Raw genomic sequence first — 17,682 nt, forward strand, 5'->3', positions numbered from 1 at the left:
GCCGGCCCGCGGGCCGGGCCCGTCGCCCTCCCGGGCGGCGGTCCCCGGGACCCGCGGCGGCCGCCGCCGCGTCAGCTGAGCCCCTGCAGCGCGGGCGCTCCCGGCGGGTAGTAGCTGCGCACCCAGCTCGGGAACTCCTGCAGGATGCGGTCGTAGAGCTCCGCGTCGCTGACCCGGTCCAGGTCGTCGAGGGCGAAGAACCCGGTGTTGTCGTGGGTCCGGCCCCGGAGGGTGTCGAGCTTCTCCAGGACGCCGTAGTCGCTGCGGCCGATGCCGATGAACTGCCAGAACACCGGCTCGCCCTCCACCGCCCGCAGGGCCCGCTCGGTGCCCCCGTTGTCCGTGACACCGCCGTCGTGGAAGAACAGGACGAGGGTCGGGATGTCCAGGGGGTTGCGGGCGACGTAGCCGGCGACGTCCTCGATGGCGGCCTTCTCGTTGTTCCAGCCCCCGGCGCCGGTGTACCGCTTCGCGGTGTAGCGCTCGATCCACTGCGGCAGGGTCCCGATGGTGATGTCCTCGAGCTGCTCGGCCTGCCCGCCCATGGCCCACGCCTGCATCTCGGCGCCGTCGTCGACCTGCGCGGCGACGGGCGCGACCCGCTCCACCGCCCGGGAGAACACGCCCCGGCGGTAGAGCCCGCTGGTGCTGCCGGAGACGTCGAGCACGACGACGACGCGGCAGCGCAGCCCGGTCATGCGGTGCTTGGTGAGGACGACCGCGACCTGCTGCTTGCGCAGGTTCAGCTTCTCGCGCATCTCGGCGGGCAGCTTCTCCTCGCCCTTGGTGAACGAGACCCCCGGCGCGGTCGGCGCGGGTGCCGGGGCCGCCGGGGCCGCGGCGGGCTCGTCGACGTCCACCCCGAAGTCCGTGGCCAGGCCGGCGAGGCCGTCGGCGTAGCCCTGCCCCACGGCGCGGACCTTCCAGTCCCCGCCGCGCCGGTACAGCTCGGCGAGGACGACGACGGTCTCCGACCCCAGCCGGGAGGGGGAGAACTCCACCGGGTCGCCCCCGGCCTCCACCCGCAGCCGCACCGCCGTCCCCGCGAAGGTCGCGCCCTGCGCCTCGGGGCTGGCGACGACGACGACCTTGTCCGCCCCGGGCCGCAACCCGGTCAGCTCGATCGCCAGCGCCGTCCCGTCCAGGCGGACCCCGGGGGCGGAGGGCTGGTTGAAGAAGACCATGTCGTCGTCGCCGGCGACCTTGCCGTCGGCGTTCAGCACGAGCGCGGTCACGTCGACGGGGCCCGCGACGGAGACGCGGACGGAGGAGGAGGTCAGCGGCGCGTTCCCGCCTTCGGTGAGCGTGGGCACCGTCCAGTCCTACCGCACCGGGGGCCCGGACGCCGGTACCTGGCAGCAACCCCGAACCCCTGAGAGGGTTCGGGCATGTCCACGTGGTTCATCACCGGTTGCTCGACGGGTCTCGGCCGTTCCCTTGCCCAGGCCGTCCTCGAACGCGGCGACGACGCCGTCGTCACCGCCCGCGACGTCTCCCGGGTGGAGGACATCGCGGCCGCCCACCCCGAGCACGCGCTCGCCCTGGCCCTCGACGTCACCGACCCCGCCCAGGTCACCGCGGCCGTGCGGGCCGCCGAGGAGCGCTTCGGCGGCGTCGACGTCCTCGTCAACAACGCCGGCTACGGCTACCGCGCCGCGGTCGAGGAGGGCGACGACGCCGACGTGCAGCAGCTCTTCGCCACCCACGTCTTCGGGGCGGCGTCGATGCTGAAGGCGGTGCTGCCGGGGATGCGGGCCCGCCGCAGCGGGACGGTGCTGAACATCTCCTCCATCGGCGCGCACGTCGCGCCCCCCGGGTCGGGGTACTACGCGGCGGCGAAGGCGGCGCTGGAGGCGCTGTCGCGCTCGCTGCGCCAGGAGCTCGCGCCGCTGGGGATCTCGGTGACGATCGTCGCCCCGGGCGGGTTCCGCACCGACTTCGCGGGCCGCTCGCTGACCCAGTCCGCCGAGGCCATCGGCGACTACGCCGAGACCGCCGGCAAGCGCCGCAAGGAGAACGACACCGTCCACGGCACCCAGCCGGGGGACCCGGCGAAGGCGGCGGCGGCGATGATCGCGCTCGCGGAGGCGGAGAACCCGCCGGCGTCGATCTTCCTGGGCAGCGACGCCGTCGCCGCGATCGACGGGGTGCTGAAGGCGCGGGTGTCCGAGGTGGACGTCTGGCGCGAGCTGAGCACCAGCACCGACTTCTGAGGCGCGGGACGTCGGGGTGGGTGGTTGCCTGAGGGCATGCCACGCATCGGAACCTCCGACCTCGACGTCCACCCCCTCAGCCTCGGCGGCAACGTCTTCGGCTGGACCGCCGACGAGGCCGAGTCGCACCGCGTGCTCGACGCCTTCGTCGACGGCGGCGGGGACTTCGTCGACACCGCCGACGTCTACTCCGCGTGGTCGGCGGGCGGGGCCGGGATCTCCGAGACGATCATCGGCAGCTGGCTGGCGAAGCCCGGCCGGCGCGACCGGGTCGTGCTGGCCACCAAGGTCGGCAAGAAGGCCGACCGCACCGGCCTGGCCGCGGACACGATCCGCGCGGCCGTCGACGAGTCCCTGCAGCGGCTGCGGACCGACCGGATCGACCTGTACTGGGCCCACGCCGACGACCCGGCCACCCCGCAGGAGGAGACCCTCGGCGCGTTCGACGAGCTCGTGCGCGCGGGCAAGGTCCGCGCGATCGGCGCCTCGAACTTCACCGGCCCGCGCCTGCAGCAGGCGCTGGAGACCTCCCGGCGGGAGGGCTTCGCGAGCTACGCGGCGCTGCAGAACGAGTACAGCCTCGTCGAGCGCGAAGAGTACGAGCGCGACGCGGCCGACGTGGTCGCGGCCAACGGCCTCGCCGCCGTGCCCTACTACGCCCTGGCCTCCGGCTTCCTCACCGGCAAGTACCGCCCGGGGCAGCTCGCGGAGTCCCAGCGCCAGGCCGGGGCGTCGAAGTACCTGGACACCCCGCGGGGGCCGCGGGTCCTGGCCGCGCTCGACGAGGTCGCCGCCGCCCACGGCGTCGAGGTCGCCACCGTCGCCCTGGCCTGGCTGCGCCGGCAGCCGACCGTCGTGGCGCCCATCGCCAGCGCCCGCACGACCGGGCAGCTCCCGGCGCTGCTCGCGGCGCTGGAGCTGGAGCTGAGCGACGAGGAACTCGCCGCGCTGGAGCGCGCCTCGCGCTGACGCCCCGCCGCGGGGTGCACAGGAAGCTCACCTTCCCTGCACCTCCACGGGTGCGCACCGGGCGGGCGCGTGCCGCACAGTGGAGGGGTGGTCACCTCCGCGCCCTCGCAGCAGCACCGCCCCTCCCGCACGCGCGGGGCGCGGCGGACGTGGTCGCCCGCCGCGCTCGGCAGCGCCTGGGGCCTGACGCTGGCCCTGGCCGTCCTGTACTGCGTGTGCGTGCGGACGGCCACCGGCCAGCGGCACGAGAACCGCCTGCACGCCGAGGCGCTGGAGGCCCGCGGGACGCTCACGGGCTGGGCGGCGCGCGCCTTCGGCCTCGTGGAGCGGCTGGAGCCGCAGCACCTGCTCCTCGGGGCGCTCGCCGTGGCGGTCCTGGGCCTGCTCCGGGGCCGGCCGGGGAAGGCCGCGCAGGGGCTCGTCGTGGCCGCGGGCACGCTCGGGCTGACCGAGGTGCTGAAGCTGGTCCTGCTGGAGCGCCCCGAGCTGGCCCAGACCTACGGCGCCACCGCCAACAGCCTGCCCAGCGGCCACACCTCGGCGGTGCTGGGGCTGGCGCTGGGGGTCCTGGTGGCCGCCCCGCGCTGGCTGCGCCCGCCGCTGGCCCTGGCCGGGGCGGTGGCCGCGGGCGCCATGGGCGCCTTCGTCGTCGCCGACGGGTGGCACCGGGTGAGCGACGTGCTCGCCTCGGCCCTCGTCGGGGCCCTCGTGCTGTGCCTGGTGCAGGTGCTCCCCGGCCGCGACGAGCGCCGGCGCGGGCGGTTGCTGGCGCTGGCGCTGGTCGTCCCGGCGGCGAGCGCGGTGGCGCTGGTCGTCGTCTACGCGGGGGGTGCGCCGCTGCCCGTGTCGTACCTCGCGGCGGGCGCGGTGGTCGCGCTCACGGTCCTGGCCGGGGCCCGGGCCCTCCCGCGGGAGGTGGGTCGCGGGCGCTGAGGGCAGGATGGGGGTCATGTCCGACTCCAGCCCCGGGTTCCCCCGTCCAGCCGCCGACGGGGACCCGACACCGCCCGACGCCCCCCGCGAGACCGCCGACGGGCCCGAACCGCGCGTCGTCGTCGTGACCCCCCAGGGCATGGGCATCGCCGAACCGCCCGAGGACGGTGGGCCCGGCCCGGCCGACATGGTGTCCCAGCCCGCGAAGGTCATGCGCATCGGCAGCATGGTCAAGCAGCTGCTGGAGGAGGTCCGCTCGGCCCCGCTGGACGAGGCGGGCCGCAGCCGCCTCGCCGAGATCCACGGCCGCTCCATCGACGAGCTCGAGGACGGCCTGGCCCCGGAGCTGGTCGAGGAGCTGCGCCGCATCGCCCTGCCGTTCGCGGAGGGCTCGGCGCCCTCGGAGAGCGAGCTGCGCATCGCCCAGGCCCAGCTCGTGGGCTGGCTGGAGGGCCTCTTCCACGGCATCCAGACGGCGCTGGTCGCCCAGCAGATGGCCGCGCAGGCCCAGCTGCAGGAGATGCGGCGGGCGCTGCCGGGCGGTCCCCCCTCCCCCGCGGGTCCCCCGCGCGGGGACGGGATGCCGCGCGTGCAGCCGCCGGGGACGGGGCAGTACCTCTGAAGCTCGCGTTCTGGCGCCGCGACCCGGACCCCCTCGGCGAGGGGGTCTGGCAGCGTGCCGAGCACTCCGTGGACCGGGCGGTGCGCCGGGTCGAGCAGGTCGTCGACGGCACCCCGCCCGGTCCGGCCCGCGACGCCCTGGAGCAGTTCCTGCCGCGCGTCGACCTCGTCGCCCGCGCCGCGCGGGCCCGCTGCCTGCAGGCGCAGCGCGACGCGCCGAGCTCGGAGCTGCTGGTGCCCGGCGGCCCGGACGGCGAGCACCCCGAGATCCACCGCTCGATCACCCGCACGGCGACGGCGTGCGCGCAGGTCGCGGAGGCGGCGGCGATGGTGCGGGTGGCGGGGACGGCCGACCCGGCCCGGCTGGCCGCGGTGGAGCGCGCCGTGGTGAAGGCGGAGACGCTGGCCGGTCTGCGCTGAGGCGGGGCCCGCGAGGGGTTGTGTCGGGAGGCGGTGGCACGGTGTGCTCATCCCCGTTCGCCGGGTGACCGGCTCGGGGAAAGTGACCCACCGAACGACTCAGGGGGACGTCTCGTGCACATCGACAACGCTCGTGAACTCAAGGCCCGGCTGCGCGCGGGCGCGGTGCAGGCGGCGGCGGTCCCGCCCGCCGGCGCGGCCGGCACGACCGGGGTCGCCAGCGTCGGCATCAGCGTCCTCGGCCGCGGCGGCGACGGGCCCCGCTACGGGCTCGCCGTGCGCTACTCCGGCAGCCGCGGCGAGGCGCTGGCCGGGCAGGCCCGCGAGCTGACCGCGGGCGCGGCCGAGACCGAGGTCGACATCCGCGAGATCGGTCTCGTCCAGGCCCTCACCGCCCCCGTCGAACCGGGCACCTGGTCGCCGGAGGCCCTGCAGCGCAAGGTCCGCCCCCTGCACCCGGGGCTGTCCATCGCCCAGCGCGACGTGACCGCGGGGACCCTCGGCGGGTTCGTCACCGTGGAGGGCTCCGACGGCCTGTACGCCCTGTCCAACAACCACGTCCTCGCCAACTCCGACCTCGCCGCCCTCGACGACCCCGTCCTGCAGCCCGGCCCGCACGACGGCGGCCGGGCCGGGGACCAGGTGGGCCGGCTGGCCCGCGCCGTCCACCTCGACGCCGGCGGGGGGAACGCCGTGGACGCGGCCATCGCCCTGCTCGAAGGGGTCCAGGACGCCTCCGGCGTGGACCTGACGTACCCGGTGGGCCGGCTCACCGGCTGGACCGAGCCCGACGACGAGGTCGACGTGGAGAAGGTCGGGCGCACCACCGGCTGGACGAAGGGCCGGATCAGCGCCATCGAGCTCGACGACGTCGCCGTCCAGTACCCGGTGGGGGTGGTGAGCTTCGACGGCCAGATCGAGGTCACCGGCGCCGGCGGGGCGTTCTCCGCCGGCGGCGACTCCGGTTCGCTGGTCTACCGTCCCGACACCCGCCAGGCCGTGGGGCTGCTGTTCGCGGGCAGCGAGCGCGGCGGGGAGAACGGGACGGGGCTCACGTTCTGCAACCCGATCGGCCTTGTGCTCAACGCCCTCGGTGCGACACTGGTGGTGTGAGCCAGCTTCCCCTTGGCACATCAGGTTCAGGCACGGGTCCGGGCAGGGACGCCGCTCGCGCGGCCAAGGTCCACGTCCAGGACCTCGTCGGCGGCGACCCGCGCGTCAACGGCGTGGGCCTCACCCACGCCGGTGAGGCCTGGGCGGTGAAGGTCAACGTCGTCGACGACCAGGACTACCCGGAGCTGCCCGACGACGTCGACGGCGTCCCCGTCCTGGTCCGCGGCGTCGGCGGCATCCGGGCCCTGGGCCTCAGCGCCGGCTGAGGAGCCGTTCGAGCACCTGCGCGACGCCGTCGTCCCCGCAGTCGGGGGCGACGGCGTCCGCGGCCTCGCGCGCCGCGGGGTGCCCGTCGGCCATGGCGTAGGAGCGGCCCGCCCAGCGCAGCATCTCCAGGTCGTTGGGCATGTCCCCGAAGGCCACGACCCCCGCCGCCCCGACCCCGCGGTCCCCGGCGACCTCGGCCAGGGTGGAGGCCTTGCTGACGCCCGCGGCCATGATCTCGATGAGGGAGTCGGCGGCGTTGGAGTGCGTCACGTTGACCAGGTCCCCCATCTCGCGCGCGGCGATCGCGACCATCTCGTCGCTGAGGGTCCCCGGGCACTTGGCCAGGACCTTCACCACCGGCGGCGCGTCGAGGAGCAGCTCCTCGAAGGGCGCGACGCGCTGCTCCAGCCCGCCGTCGAAGCGGGTGGCGTAGGCGGCCTCGCGGCGGAACCCGACGACGGCCTCCAGGGCGAACCCGATGCCCGGCATGGCCGGGCGCAGCCGCGCGGCGACCTCGCGCAGGACCTCCACCGGGATGGCGTGCTGGCGCACGACCTCGCCGGCGTCGAGGTCGAAGACGACGGCGCCGTTGGCGCAGACGACCTGCCCGCGCAGCCCCGCCTCCTCGGCCAGCGGCGTCACCCAGCGCGGCGGGCGCCCGGTGACGGGCACCACCGGGATGCCGGCGCGCTCGCAGGCGGCGAAGGCGGCCAGGGTGCGGGCGCTGACGGGGCGCTCGCGCGGGATGACGGTGCCGTCGAGGTCGGTGGCGACCAGACCCCAGCCGCGGGCGAACTCCCGTTCCGCCGCCTCCGTCGCGTCGTCGAGGGTGGCGGTGCGGGGTTCCTCGAGGCTCACCCGGGCATCCTGCCACCCGCCCGCCGCCCGTGCCCGCGCCGCGGGTCGCGGGCGGGGGTCGCGGGCGGGGGTCGCGGGCGGGGTCAGGGGCGGGGGTCGACGCGTTCCCACCGCCGCCCGCCGCGGCGGCCGCCGGTGGCGGCCACGCACTTCGGGCACGTCCAGCGGACGGCGTCGGCGCTGCCCCCGGTGAGGGGGTCGACGTCGGCGAAGTCCACGTGGGGGAACCGGGCCAGGCCCGCGCGCCGCAGCGGCACCCCGCACAGCGTCGAGTTCTGCCCGGGCTGCCAGGCGTGGACCTCCCCCGACGGCGCCCGGCTGCCCTCGTCCGGGTACCACGTCCCGCTCGCCGCGACCTTCACCACGCCTCCTCCGACCACGGGCCCCGCCCGCTCCGGTGGCCGTGGGCTCGACCGACGGTCCGAGGCTACGCGCGCGGGGGCCGACGGCGACCCGGGCGACCGGGTGCGGGCCCGGCCGCCCCGCGGTTCACACCGGCAGGGGCGTGGCGGCCGGGACGTCCTCGACGCGGTGGTAGACGGGCAGCCCGCGCCGCTGGGCGATGGCCACGTCCTGGTCGGCCCCGCGCGAGGCGCCGGGCAGGCGGAGCACGGCGTCGCAGTGCTCGAGCAGGCGCTGCGCGGTCGGGTACATGACCTGCTCGGCGAGCGGGTGGGCGGGCCCGTCGCCCCCGGCCCCGCGCAGCACCGGCAGGGCGATCCACTCCCCGATGACGGGCACGTGGCCGCGGGCGAAGACCGGCCAGGCGGCCTCCTCCAGCCGCCGCAGGTTGGCGGCCAGCAGGTCGGGGTCGTCGCCGGTGCCGGAGCGGTAGGGGCCGGCGATGAGGATGAGCAGCGGTCTCGCCGCGGTGGTGGTCATGCCGCTACCGTAGACGATAACGTGCAAGAACGTGAAGGAGTTTGAGAGAACGGGAAGGAGCGTGCGTGCTGGGGCGCGACGCCACGACCTGTTCCGCATCGACGGCCGCCCGGTCGCCGACGCGGGCGGGCCCGTCACCGGCCGGGGACGTCCTTGCGCAGCTCCCACAGCCCGTAGCGCACGACGTAGGAGTACTCCTCGTGCCGCCAGGCCGGGACGAACCGGTACGACCACGGCGACAGGCCCGCCGCCGTGACCGCGGCCAGCTGCGCGGTGGCGTCGTAGGCGTGCATGTCGACCCCCGGCAGGCCCTCCGCGGAGAACGCGCGCCGGGAGGGGCCCGGCGCCGGCGCGGTACGGTCCTCCACGACCCCCACCAGCAGCCGCGCCCCCGGCGCGCACGCCTCGGCGAGGTGGCCCAGGGTCGCGGTGAGGTCGCGGCAGAACTCCAGGCAGCCCACGGCGACGACCACGTCGAAGCGTCCCCAGGCGCCCGGCAGCGGGTCGTGGAAGTCGTGCCGCTCGTAGCGGCCCCCCGGCCGGGCGGCGCCGGCGACCTGCAGCATCCGCGGCGAGAGGTCGACGCCGGTGACGGCGACGTCCGGGGCGAGGTCCGCGGTGAGCTGCCCCGGCCCGCACCCGACGTCGAGCACCCGGCACTCCGGGGTCACGCTGCGCAGCAGGAAGTCCGCGACGAGGGGGCCGTAGTGCTCCAGCGAGCGCCACCCGGGGACGTAGTGCGGGGCGAAGTCGTCGTAGTAGAGCTCGATGGCCCCGGTCTCGGGGCCCGCCGCGGGGGTTCTCGGGTCGTCGTGCACGCGTCAGCCGCTCCCAGGTGTTCGCTCGCCGCGCCGGGGTGCGGCGGGCTCGGGCCGGACCCGCCCGTCGAGGTTAGCCGCCGCGGGGCACCCCGGCGGGCCGGGCGGGGACCGGCGCGACCGGACGCGGGCCCGGCGGCGGGTTTCGGTCCCGCCGGACGGGGCAGGGTCCTGGGAGAACCCTTCACCGAGCACCCCGGGAGTCCCCGTGAGCACGAACGACGACAGCAACACCCTCACCCAGGCCGTCCACGACCTCGCCTCCGCCCTCTGGTTCGGCGGCAACCTCATGGGGGTGGCCGGGGTCAACAAGTCCGGCTCCGACCTCAGCGTCGGCAAGGACCGCATCGCCGTCGCGGCCTCGGCCTGGCACCGGTTCTCCCCCGTGCAGTGGGGCAGCATCGCCACCGTCCTGGTCACCGGCACCCTGCTCACCAAGTCCAGCAGCCAGCGCCTGGCCCTGCAGGAGGGCTACGCCCGCACCGGCGCCATCAAGGTCGGCTTCGTGCTGGCCGGGGCGGCGGCGACGGCCTACGCCAGCTACTGCGGCCACGAGATCGCCCGCGCGGCCGAGGCCGCTGAGCGCCGCGGCGAGCCGGTCTCGGTGAAGGACGCCACCACCCCCACCCAGAACACCCCGCACGACCTCGCGGCCTGGCAGCGCCGGCAGCGGGTCGCGCAGGTCCTCGTGCCCCTGCTGGCCGGGGGGAACATCGCCTGCAACGCCGCCCTCGTGCAGTCCTACCGGGCCGGCGCGACCGCGAAGGGCGTCCTGGGGCGCCTGCACCTGCGCTGACCACCCCGGGGGCCCGGCGGCGTCACGCCGCCGGGAACCCCGAGGCGAGCAGGTCCTCCAGCACGAGCGCCAGCCCGTCCTCGTCCACGTGCGCGGTGACGGCGTCGGCGGCCTCGCGCACCTCGGCCGGGGCGTTGCCCATGGCGACGCCCCGGGCGGCCCAGCGCAGCATCTCGACGTCGTTGCGCCCGTCGCCGACGGCCAGGGTGGCGCGGCGCGCGACGTCGAGGCGCACCCGGACCTCCTCCAGCGCGCTGGCCTTGGTCACCCCGTCGGGAGCCAGGTCCAGCCAGGCGGTCCAGCCGACGGAGTACGCGACCCCGTGCAGCCCGACCCGCTCGACGAGGCGGGAGAACTCCGCGGAGGAGTGCTCGGGGCTGCGCACGACGACCCGCATCACCGGCTCGGCGAACAGCTCCTCGAAGGGCACGACCTCCAGCTCGCCGGTGAGTTCCCCGTCGGGGAAGGGGGCGGTCACCTTGAACCCGCGGCCGAGGACCTCGACGGCGAACAACCCCGTCGGCAGGTGCTCGTACAGCTCCCCGGCCACCGCGGACGGGTCGAAGGTGTGCAGGGAGACGACCCGGTAGCCCGCGGGTTCGGCCGGGTCCAGCTCGACGGTCACGGCCCCGTTGGAGCACACCGCGAACCCGTGGTGCAGCCCCAGGCGCTGCAGCACCGGCACCGTCCCGTGCAGCGAGCGGCCGGTGGCGACGACGACGTGCGCGCCACCCGCCGCGACCCCCTGCACCGCCTCGCGGACCCGGTCGGACATCTTCTCGTCCAGGTCGACGACGGTCCCGTCGATGTCGAGCGCCACCATCACGCCGTCCAGACCTCTGCTCACGCAGCCACTCTAGGCGCCGGCGCCGTCCGCGCCGCCCGCGCCGCCCGACGGCGGGACGGCGGCGCGGGGACCTCACCCGACGGGGGTGAGGACCTCCAGGCCCAGGAACGGCTGCAGCGCGGCGGGCACCCGGACCGAGCCGTCGGCCTGCTGGTGGTTCTCCAGGATCGCCACGATCCAGCGGGTCGTGGCCAGCGTGCCGTTGAGGGTGGCGACCGGACGGGTTCCCGACCCCTCCTCCAGGCGCTCGCGGACCCCGAGGCGGCGGGCCTGGAACGTCGTGCAGTTCGAGGTGGAGCTCAGCTCTCGGTAGGTGCCCTGGGAGGGCACCCACGCCTCGCAGTCGAACTTGCGCGCGGCCGAGGAACCCAGGTCGCCCGCGGCGGTGTCGATGACGCGGTACGGGACCTCGACGGCGGCGAGCATGTCCTTCTCGAAGCCCAGCAGCCGCCGGTGCTCGGCGGCGGCGTCCTCGGGACGGCAGTACGAGAACATCTCCACCTTGTGGAACTGGTGGACGCGGATGACGCCGCGGGTGTCCTTGCCGTAGGAACCGGCCTCGCGGCGGTAGCAGGCCGACCAGCCCGCGTAGCGCTTCGGGCCGGCGGACAGGTCGAGGATCTCGTCGCCGTGGTAGCCGGCGAGGGCGACCTCGGAGGTCCCCGTGAGGTAGAGGTCGTCCTCCTCCAGGTGGTACACCTCCGCCGCGTGCGCGCCGAGGAAACCGGTGCCCGCCATGACCTCCGGCTTCACCAGCGTCGGGGTGATCATCGGGGTGAAGCCGTTGGCGACGGCCTTCGCCACCGCCAGGTTCAGCAGCGCCAGCTCCAGGAGGGCGCCGACCCCGGTGAGGAAGTAGAACCGCGAACCGGCGACCTTCGCGCCGCGCTCCATGTCGATGGCGCCCAGGCGCTCGCCCAGGTCGAGGTGGTCGCGCCAGGCGTCCAGGCCCTCCGGCAGCGACGGCGGGCTGCCGACCTCCTCGAGGACCACGTAGTCGTCCTCGCCCCCGGCGGGGACGCCGTCCTCGACGACGTTGGGGATGGAGCGCAGCAGCGCCTCGAACTCCTCGCCCGCCTCGTTCGAGCGCGCCTCGGCCGCCTTCACGCGCTCGGAGAGCTCCTTCACCCCGGCCAGCAGCTGCTGCTTCTCCTCGCCCTTCGCGGCGGCGACGAGCTTGCCGCGGGACTTCTGCTCCGCGCGCAGCTGCTCGAACTCGGCGATGGAGGCGCGGCGGCGCGCGTCGGCGTCGAGGACGCGGTCGACGACGCCCTCGTCCTCGCCGCGGGCCCGCTGGCTCGCGCGGACGACGTCCGGTTCGTCCCTCAGCAGTCGCAGGTCGATCACGTCACGACAGTAACGGGTCACCCCGCCCGGACCCGACCTGGTTCCCGGCAGCCGGTAGCGTGCGCCCGATGACGGTGGCGGACCTCTTCGGCACCGGCGCCCTCGCCGTCCTGCTCGCCGTCGCCCTCGTCGTGACGTTCACGCTGCTGGCCCGCGAGCGCCGGGCCACGCGCGCGCTGCGCGCGCAGCAGCCGGCCCCGCCCGCGGTGCCCGGGGACCCCCCGCGGCGGCGGCGGGCGGCGATCGTGGTCAACCCGACGAAGTTCAGCGTCCTGGACGAGCACGCGCTGCGCCGCCGGCAGGCCTACGTCGCCGCGGTGTTCCGCTCCCACGGCTGGGCCGACCCGCTGTGGCTGCCGACCACGCCCACCGAGCACGGCGGCCCGCAGGCGCGCCAGGCCCTCGCCGAGGGGGTCGACCTCGTCCTGGCCGCGGGCGGGGACGGCACGGTGCGCTCGGTGGCCGAGGCGATGACCGGGACCTCGACGCCGATGGCGCTGCTGCCCGCGGGCACCGGGAACCTGCTGGCGCGCAACCTCGACGTCCCGCACACCGACCTCGCCGCGGCCCTGGACCTGGTGTTCTCCGAGGCCGACCACCGCGTCGACGTCGGGTGGCTGGAGGTGGACCGCTCCGGTCACGACGCCGCCCCCGAGCGGCACCTGTTCCTGGTCATGGCCGGGCTGGGCTTCGACGCGGCGATGATGGCCGGCGTCGAGGACCGGCTGAAGCGGCGGCTGGGCTACGGCGCGTACGTCGTCTCCGGCGCCCGGGCGCTGTGGGGGCCGCAGACGAAGGTCCGGGTCCGCGTCGACGACGGGGACCCGGTGTCGGTGCGCACCCGCGCGGTCATCGTCGGCAACTGCGGGAAGCTGACGCGGCAGCTCGTCCTGATGCCGGACGCGGAGATCGACGACGGCTACCTCGACGCCGTGGTCATCTCCCCGCGCGGCGGCATCGGCTGGGGGGAGGTCGCGTGGGCCATCGCCACCCGCGACCGCCGCGGCCAGCGCCGGGTGCAGCACCTGCGCGGGCGCCGGTTCGAGGTCTCGGCCGGTGACCCGCAGGAGGTGGAGCTGGACGGCGACCCCATCGGCGAGGCCCGCCGGATCACGCTGAGCGTGGAGCCGGGAGCGCTGCTGGTGCGCTGCCCGCCGCTGCACCCCTGACCGCGCCGCGCCCCCCGGCGCGGTCCCCGGCGTCGTCCCCGGCGCGGTCCTCGGCGTGGACGGTCCGGTCGCGCCCGGTCCGCTTGGCCCGGTACAGCGCGGCGTCGGCGCGGGCCAGGACCGCGGGCGGGACCTCGGCCCGGTCCCACGTCGCGACCCCGATCGAGCAGGTCTGCCCGTGCGGGACGGCGGCGTGCACGGCCCGCAGCACCGCCCCCGCGCGGTCCGCGTCCAGCCCGGGCAGCAGCACGGCGAACTCCTCCCCGCCCCAGCGGGCCAGGAACGCCCCGGGCAGCACGCCCCGCCAGGCGCGGGCGGCGGTGACGAGGAGGTCGTCGCCGCCGTCGTGGCCGTGGGCGTCGTTGTAGGCCTTGAAGCGGTCGAGGTCGACGATGGCCACCGTGACGGCCAGCTCCGGGTCGGCCGCGGCGCGGGCGAAGACGCGGTCCACCTCGGCGTCCCAGGCGCGGCGGTTGGGCAGCCCGGTGAGCGGGTCGGTCCCGGCGAGCTGGGCCACCACCTCGGCCTGGCCGTGCAGGACCCGCAGCAGGTCCGCGAGGCGCACCAGCACCAGCGCCACGACGACGACGGTGACCAGGCCCAGCGCGAGCCCGTGGTCCACGTCCAGGACGGCGTGCTCCACGACGAGGACGACGGGGGGCACCAGCGCGGCGGCGGCCAGCAGCGGCAGCCGCACGAGCTCCGGCTCGGAGCGCCGTTCGACGGGCGGGCGGCCGAGACCGCCCGCGGAGGGACCGCACCCCGCGGCCGCGACGCAGCCGTAGAACACCAGCCACAGCAGGCGCACCCACCGCGGGGCGGCCTCCTCCCCCAGCACCGTCAGGACGGCGAAGGTGACGTCGGCGACGACGCTGGAGCCCAGGCCGAGGGTCAGCAGCCAGAACGCCCGCGGCCGCCCGTCGCGCCAGCCGGTGACGCGCACCAGCAGGAACACCACGGCCACGTCGCACAGCGGGTAGGCGGCGGCGACGAGGCGGGCGGGGAGGTCGCCGTCGCCGCCGAAGGCGGGCAGCACGGTGTAGACGGCGAAGAGCAGGCCGGTGCTGGTGGTGACGACGACGGTGTCCAGCAGCGCCCCGCGCCGCACGCCCCCGCGCGGGGCGGGCAGCAGGCGCAGCACGGCCAGGAACAGCAGCCCCTGGGCCAGGAGGAAGACCGCGTCGGCGCCGGAGGGGAAGGGGGCCCGGCCCTGCCAGCGCTGCACGACGGAGACGGTCTCGGCGAGCGCGAACAGCAGCTGCGCGGCGACCATCGCCCGCCACGGGCGCAGGTCGGGGCCGGTCGCCACGGCGCGGACGAGGACGAGCGCGGCGGCCCAGGCGAGGACGGCGTAGCCGAGCACCTCCACCCGGCCCGCGGGCAGCAGCAGGTACCCCGCGCCGAGCAGGCCGACGGCGGCGAGGACGAGCAGGTCCCGGCGCGGGCCCCGCGCCGCCCGCGGGCGGGCGGACCGCCCGCTCACCCCACCACCTCCAGGGGGGCGGCGGGCCGGTCGGGGCGGACGGCGAGCTGGCGGGCGACGCGGGTGGCGGCCGCGACGGCGGCGTCGCGCAGCACCGGGCTGAGGTCGCGCTGGGGGTGGCGCCAGACGGCGGAGAGCACGTTGACGACGCCGTCGGGGCCGACGAGGGGGACGGTGAGGACCGAGCCCACCCCGACGCGGCGGGCGAGGTCGCCGGCGACGACGGTGCTGGTCGCGGCGTCCGGCACCCACACCGGGCGCCCGGTGGCCACGGAGCGGGCGACGGCGCTGCGGCCGGGGGCGTCGAAGACGACCCGGCCCAGCACGTCGGGGTCGACGTCGCCGCGGTGGTCGAGGACGTCCCAGCGCTCGCGCAGGGGCGTGGTGGGGCCGACGAGGAAGCTGAAGTCGGGGCGGAGCAGCTCGTGGACGGCCGCGCCGAACCCCGCGAGGAGCCGGTCGGGGTCGCGGCTGCCGTCGAGCTCGGCCATCGCCTGCAGCAGGCCGTGGAGGCGGGCGAGCTGACCGGCGGCGTCGACCCCGGCGAGGTGGTCGGCGACCACGCCCGCGAGCGCCTGCAGCTGGGTGCGCTGCAGCGCGGTGGCCGGCCGGGTCCCGTGGTGGTCGTAGGCGCAGAGGACGCCGAGGACGCGCCCGCCGGCGTCGGTGACGGGGACCCCGACGTAGTGGCGGACCCCGTACCCGGCGGCCACGCCGCCGAGGGTGCGCGGGTCGGTCGCGGGGTCGAGGTGCAGGACGTCGCGCTGGTGCGCGGTCCACGCGCACGGCGTCCCGTCGCGGGGGACGAGGCTGCGGTCGTGCCCGTGCGGGGCCAGCGCGTGGACGTGCTCCTCGGTGACGACGTTGAAGCTGGCGAACTCCGTCCCGCACACGGCGGCGGCGAGGGCGGTGACGCTGCGCAGCAGCCCCTCGGAGCGGGCGGTGGCGCCGAGGACGGTGCGCGCGAGGCCCACCCGCTCCTCCTCGTCGCCGCCGCGCGGGGCCCGCGCGGCGGGGGCGGCGGGTGCGGCGGGTGCGGCGGGTGCGGCGGGTGCGGCGGGGACGTCCCGGGGGGCCTCGGCCGGGGTGGTGAAGACCTGCTCGGCGGGGATGGGCCGGGCGAAGTGGAAGCCCTGCAGGACGTCGGCGCCGAGGCTGCGGACGAGGTCGGCGGTGCGGGCGTCCTCCACGCCCTCGGCGACGACGTCCAGGGACAGCCGGTGGGCGAGGTCGACCAGGGCCCGGACGATGGCGGCGTCGGCGGGGGCCCCCGGGGCGGCGGCGACGAAGGACCGGTCGATCTTGAGCTCGTCGACCTCGAACTGGCGCAGCATCGTCAGCGACGTGTAGCCGGTGCCGAAGTCGTCCAGGGAGATGCGCGCCCCGGCCTCGCGCAGGGCCGCCAGCACGGCGGGGACGCCCGCGGGGTCGCCCAGCAGGGCGCTCTCGGTGACCTCCAGGGTCAGGGTGCCGCGTCCGAGGTCGTTGTCGGCGACGGCCCGGCGCACGGCGTCGAGGAGGGAGGGGTCGGCGAGCACGACGGGGGAGACGTTGACCGACACCCCCACGTCGTGACCGGCGGCGCGCCAGGCCCCGCACTGGGCGGCGGCGGTGCGCAGCACCCAGAGGGTCAGGCCCACGATGGCCTGGCTGCGCTCGGCGAGGGGGACGAACGCGCCGGGCCCCAGCAGCCCCCGCTCGGGGTGCTGCCAGCGCACGAGGGCCTCCACGCCGACGGTGCGGCCGGTGCCGGCGGTCACCAGCCGCTGGTAGTGCACGCGCAGCTGGCCGTCCTCCACGGCGGCGGGCAGCTCGGCGTGCAGGCGCAGCGCGTCGACGTCGAAGGCGGCGCCGCCCCCGGTGACGGCGACGCGGTGCTGCTCGGCGCCGGCGCGCACGGCGGCGACGTCGGCGAGGGCGAGGAGGTCCTCGACGTCCCGCCCGTGCTCGGGGGCGCGGGCGACGCCGACCGAGACGCCGGGGCGCACCCGCAGGCCCTGGCCGGGGCCGTCGGCGGCGAGGTCGACGTGGGCGCGCAGCAGCTCGCGCAGCGCGCGGCCCTCCTCGACGGCGGTGCGGACCGGCTCCCCGGAGGCGTCGAGCTCGACGGGCTGCACGACGGCCAGGGAGTCCAGGTCGATGCGGGCGACGACGGAGCCGGGCAGGGCGGCGGCGCGGCGCGCGCACTCGGCGAGGACCTCCTCGGCGGCGGCGGGCCCCAGGACCGGGCGCAGGTCGCGCAGGTCGTCGAAGTGGACGACGTTCACGGCCACCCGCTCCCCGAGGTCCTCGTCGCGCTCCAGCCGCTGGGCGCAGCTCTCGAGCAGGCCGGTGCGGTTGAGGAGGTCGGAGCCGCCGTCGCGGCGGGCCCGGTGGGCGGCCAGGCGCAGCAGGGACCGTACGCCGAGCACGGGGACGACGGTGGTGGCGGGCAGCACGAGGACCCAGCCGAGCACCTGGTGGGCGTGCCCGGAGGCGATCAGCGCGACGGGCAGCAGCGCGAACGGCAGCGCGGTGGCGGCGAGGACGGCGCGCCCGGAGCGCAGGAAGGGGATGTGCGCGGCGGCCGCGGAGTACAGGGCGACGAGCACCCCGATCCCGGGCGAGCCGTCGGCGGCGTAGACGGCGACGGAGGTGCCGAGGGCCGTGCCGACGACGGCGGTGCGGGGCCCGGCCATCGGCCACGCGGGCGAGAGCAGCAGCCCGGCGCCGGTGAGCAGGCCGAGGGAGGCGATGAGGAGGACGGGCAGGTCGTGCACGCCCGGCCAGACGGGCAGCAGCGCCACTGAGGCGCTGACGAGGCTGGTCAGCAGGTACCCGACGGCGACGACGCGGCGGTCGGGTCCCCCCTCGCCGAGGTCGAGGGCCCGCTCGGGCTGCTGGCTGGTCACCCCCTACCGGTCGGAGCGCACCACCGCGCCCTGCATGCGCCGACCGGGTGAGGGG

General features: G+C 76.7%; 18 protein-coding genes. 9 read left to right on the forward strand and 9 right to left on the reverse strand.

What is annotated here, in order from left to right:
- Positions 1-71 precede the first annotated feature (71 nt).
- Positions 72-1,313, reverse strand: coding sequence for a VWA domain-containing protein (locus tag KRAD_RS09855; RefSeq protein WP_012085424.1), 1,242 nt, complete (start codon positions 1,311-1,313; stop codon positions 72-74).
- A gap of 75 nt (positions 1,314-1,388) precedes the next feature.
- Here KRAD_RS09855 and KRAD_RS09860 point away from each other — a divergent pair, with 75 nt between their 5' ends.
- The 7 genes from KRAD_RS09860 to KRAD_RS25970 all read left to right on the forward strand — a co-directional run bounded on the left by KRAD_RS09860 (position 1,389) and on the right by KRAD_RS25970 (position 6,535).
- Positions 1,389-2,213, forward strand: coding sequence for an oxidoreductase (locus KRAD_RS09860; protein WP_012085425.1), 825 nt, complete (start codon positions 1,389-1,391; stop codon positions 2,211-2,213).
- Between the two features lie 36 nt (positions 2,214-2,249).
- A complete protein-coding gene (locus KRAD_RS09865) occupies positions 2,250-3,182 on the forward strand; it encodes an aldo/keto reductase (protein WP_041292009.1) in 933 nt (310 codons plus the stop codon).
- Between the two features lie 87 nt (positions 3,183-3,269).
- A complete protein-coding gene (locus tag KRAD_RS24220; RefSeq protein ID WP_049821145.1) occupies positions 3,270-4,115 on the forward strand; it encodes a phosphatase PAP2 family protein in 846 nt (281 codons plus the stop codon).
- Positions 4,116-4,131: 16 nt separating this feature from the next.
- Entirely contained in the window at positions 4,132-4,737 is a 606-nt protein-coding gene (locus KRAD_RS09875) for a bacterial proteasome activator family protein (RefSeq protein WP_041292010.1), read from the forward strand.
- 68 nt (positions 4,738-4,805) lie between these two features.
- Entirely contained in the window at positions 4,806-5,156 is a 351-nt protein-coding gene (locus tag KRAD_RS09880) for a hypothetical protein (protein ID WP_012085429.1), read from the forward strand.
- 114 nt (positions 5,157-5,270) lie between these two features.
- On the forward strand, positions 5,271-6,269 hold the full coding sequence (locus KRAD_RS09885) for a chymotrypsin family serine protease (RefSeq protein ID WP_012085430.1): 999 nt from the start codon (positions 5,271-5,273) through the stop codon (positions 6,267-6,269).
- On the forward strand, positions 6,266-6,535 hold the full coding sequence (locus KRAD_RS25970) for a hypothetical protein (RefSeq protein ID WP_012085431.1): 270 nt from the start codon (positions 6,266-6,268) through the stop codon (positions 6,533-6,535). Before KRAD_RS09885 ends, KRAD_RS25970 begins: the two co-directional genes overlap by 4 nt.
- Here the strand turns inward: KRAD_RS25970 and KRAD_RS09895 are convergent.
- The 4 genes from KRAD_RS09895 to KRAD_RS09910 form a co-directional block, all read right to left on the reverse strand.
- Positions 6,522-7,394 (reverse strand): HAD family hydrolase, encoded by an 873-nt coding sequence (locus tag KRAD_RS09895; protein ID WP_012085432.1) that lies wholly within the window; start codon positions 7,392-7,394, stop codon positions 6,522-6,524. The two genes, KRAD_RS25970 and KRAD_RS09895, sit on opposite strands and share 14 nt — an antisense overlap.
- A gap of 83 nt (positions 7,395-7,477) precedes the next feature.
- Positions 7,478-7,759: a hypothetical protein gene (locus KRAD_RS09900; RefSeq protein ID WP_203417539.1), complete on the reverse strand. Its 282-nt coding sequence runs from the start codon at positions 7,757-7,759 to the stop codon at positions 7,478-7,480.
- Positions 7,760-7,883: 124 nt separating this feature from the next.
- Positions 7,884-8,276 carry a hypothetical protein gene (locus tag KRAD_RS09905; protein ID WP_012085434.1) on the reverse strand — a complete coding sequence of 131 codons (393 nt, stop codon included), beginning with the start codon at positions 8,274-8,276 and terminating at the stop codon, positions 7,884-7,886.
- A 134-nt stretch (positions 8,277-8,410) separates the two neighbouring features.
- The gene (locus tag KRAD_RS09910; protein WP_012085435.1) at positions 8,411-9,094 is read right to left on the reverse strand and encodes a class I SAM-dependent methyltransferase; all 684 of its coding nucleotides are present in this window, start codon (positions 9,092-9,094) and stop codon (positions 8,411-8,413) included.
- A 208-nt stretch (positions 9,095-9,302) separates the two neighbouring features.
- Between KRAD_RS09910 and KRAD_RS09915 the strand changes: the two genes are divergently transcribed.
- On the forward strand, positions 9,303-9,890 hold the full coding sequence (locus KRAD_RS09915; protein WP_012085436.1) for a hypothetical protein: 588 nt from the start codon (positions 9,303-9,305) through the stop codon (positions 9,888-9,890).
- A gap of 22 nt (positions 9,891-9,912) precedes the next feature.
- Here the strand turns inward: KRAD_RS09915 and KRAD_RS09920 are convergent, their stop codons facing one another.
- Both KRAD_RS09920 and serS read right to left on the reverse strand, forming a co-directional pair.
- The gene (locus tag KRAD_RS09920; protein ID WP_203417540.1) at positions 9,913-10,737 is read right to left on the reverse strand and encodes an HAD family hydrolase; all 825 of its coding nucleotides are present in this window, start codon (positions 10,735-10,737) and stop codon (positions 9,913-9,915) included.
- Positions 10,738-10,809: 72 nt separating this feature from the next.
- Positions 10,810-12,084 carry a serine--tRNA ligase gene (gene serS, locus KRAD_RS09925; protein ID WP_041292012.1) on the reverse strand — a complete coding sequence of 425 codons (1,275 nt, stop codon included), beginning with the start codon at positions 12,082-12,084 and terminating at the stop codon, positions 10,810-10,812.
- 68 nt (positions 12,085-12,152) lie between these two features.
- On the opposite strand from serS, the gene KRAD_RS09930 reads away from it, so the two are divergent.
- The gene (locus tag KRAD_RS09930; protein WP_012085439.1) at positions 12,153-13,253 is read left to right on the forward strand and encodes a diacylglycerol/lipid kinase family protein; all 1,101 of its coding nucleotides are present in this window, start codon (positions 12,153-12,155) and stop codon (positions 13,251-13,253) included.
- Here the strand turns inward: KRAD_RS09930 and KRAD_RS09935 are convergent.
- Together KRAD_RS09935 and KRAD_RS24225 are read right to left on the reverse strand one after the other, a co-directional pair.
- The gene (locus KRAD_RS09935) at positions 13,195-14,736 is read right to left on the reverse strand and encodes a GGDEF domain-containing protein (protein ID WP_012085440.1); all 1,542 of its coding nucleotides are present in this window, start codon (positions 14,734-14,736) and stop codon (positions 13,195-13,197) included. The genes KRAD_RS09930 and KRAD_RS09935 overlap by 59 nt on opposite strands.
- A complete protein-coding gene (locus tag KRAD_RS24225) occupies positions 14,733-17,627 on the reverse strand; it encodes an EAL domain-containing protein (protein WP_012085441.1) in 2,895 nt (964 codons plus the stop codon). The genes KRAD_RS09935 and KRAD_RS24225 overlap by 4 nt, the downstream gene beginning before the upstream one ends.
- Positions 17,628-17,682: the final 55 nt, after the last annotated feature.

Source organism: Kineococcus radiotolerans SRS30216 = ATCC BAA-149 (assembly GCF_000017305.1).
In the GTDB taxonomy this organism is placed as follows: domain Bacteria; phylum Actinomycetota; class Actinomycetes; order Actinomycetales; family Kineococcaceae; genus Kineococcus; species Kineococcus radiotolerans.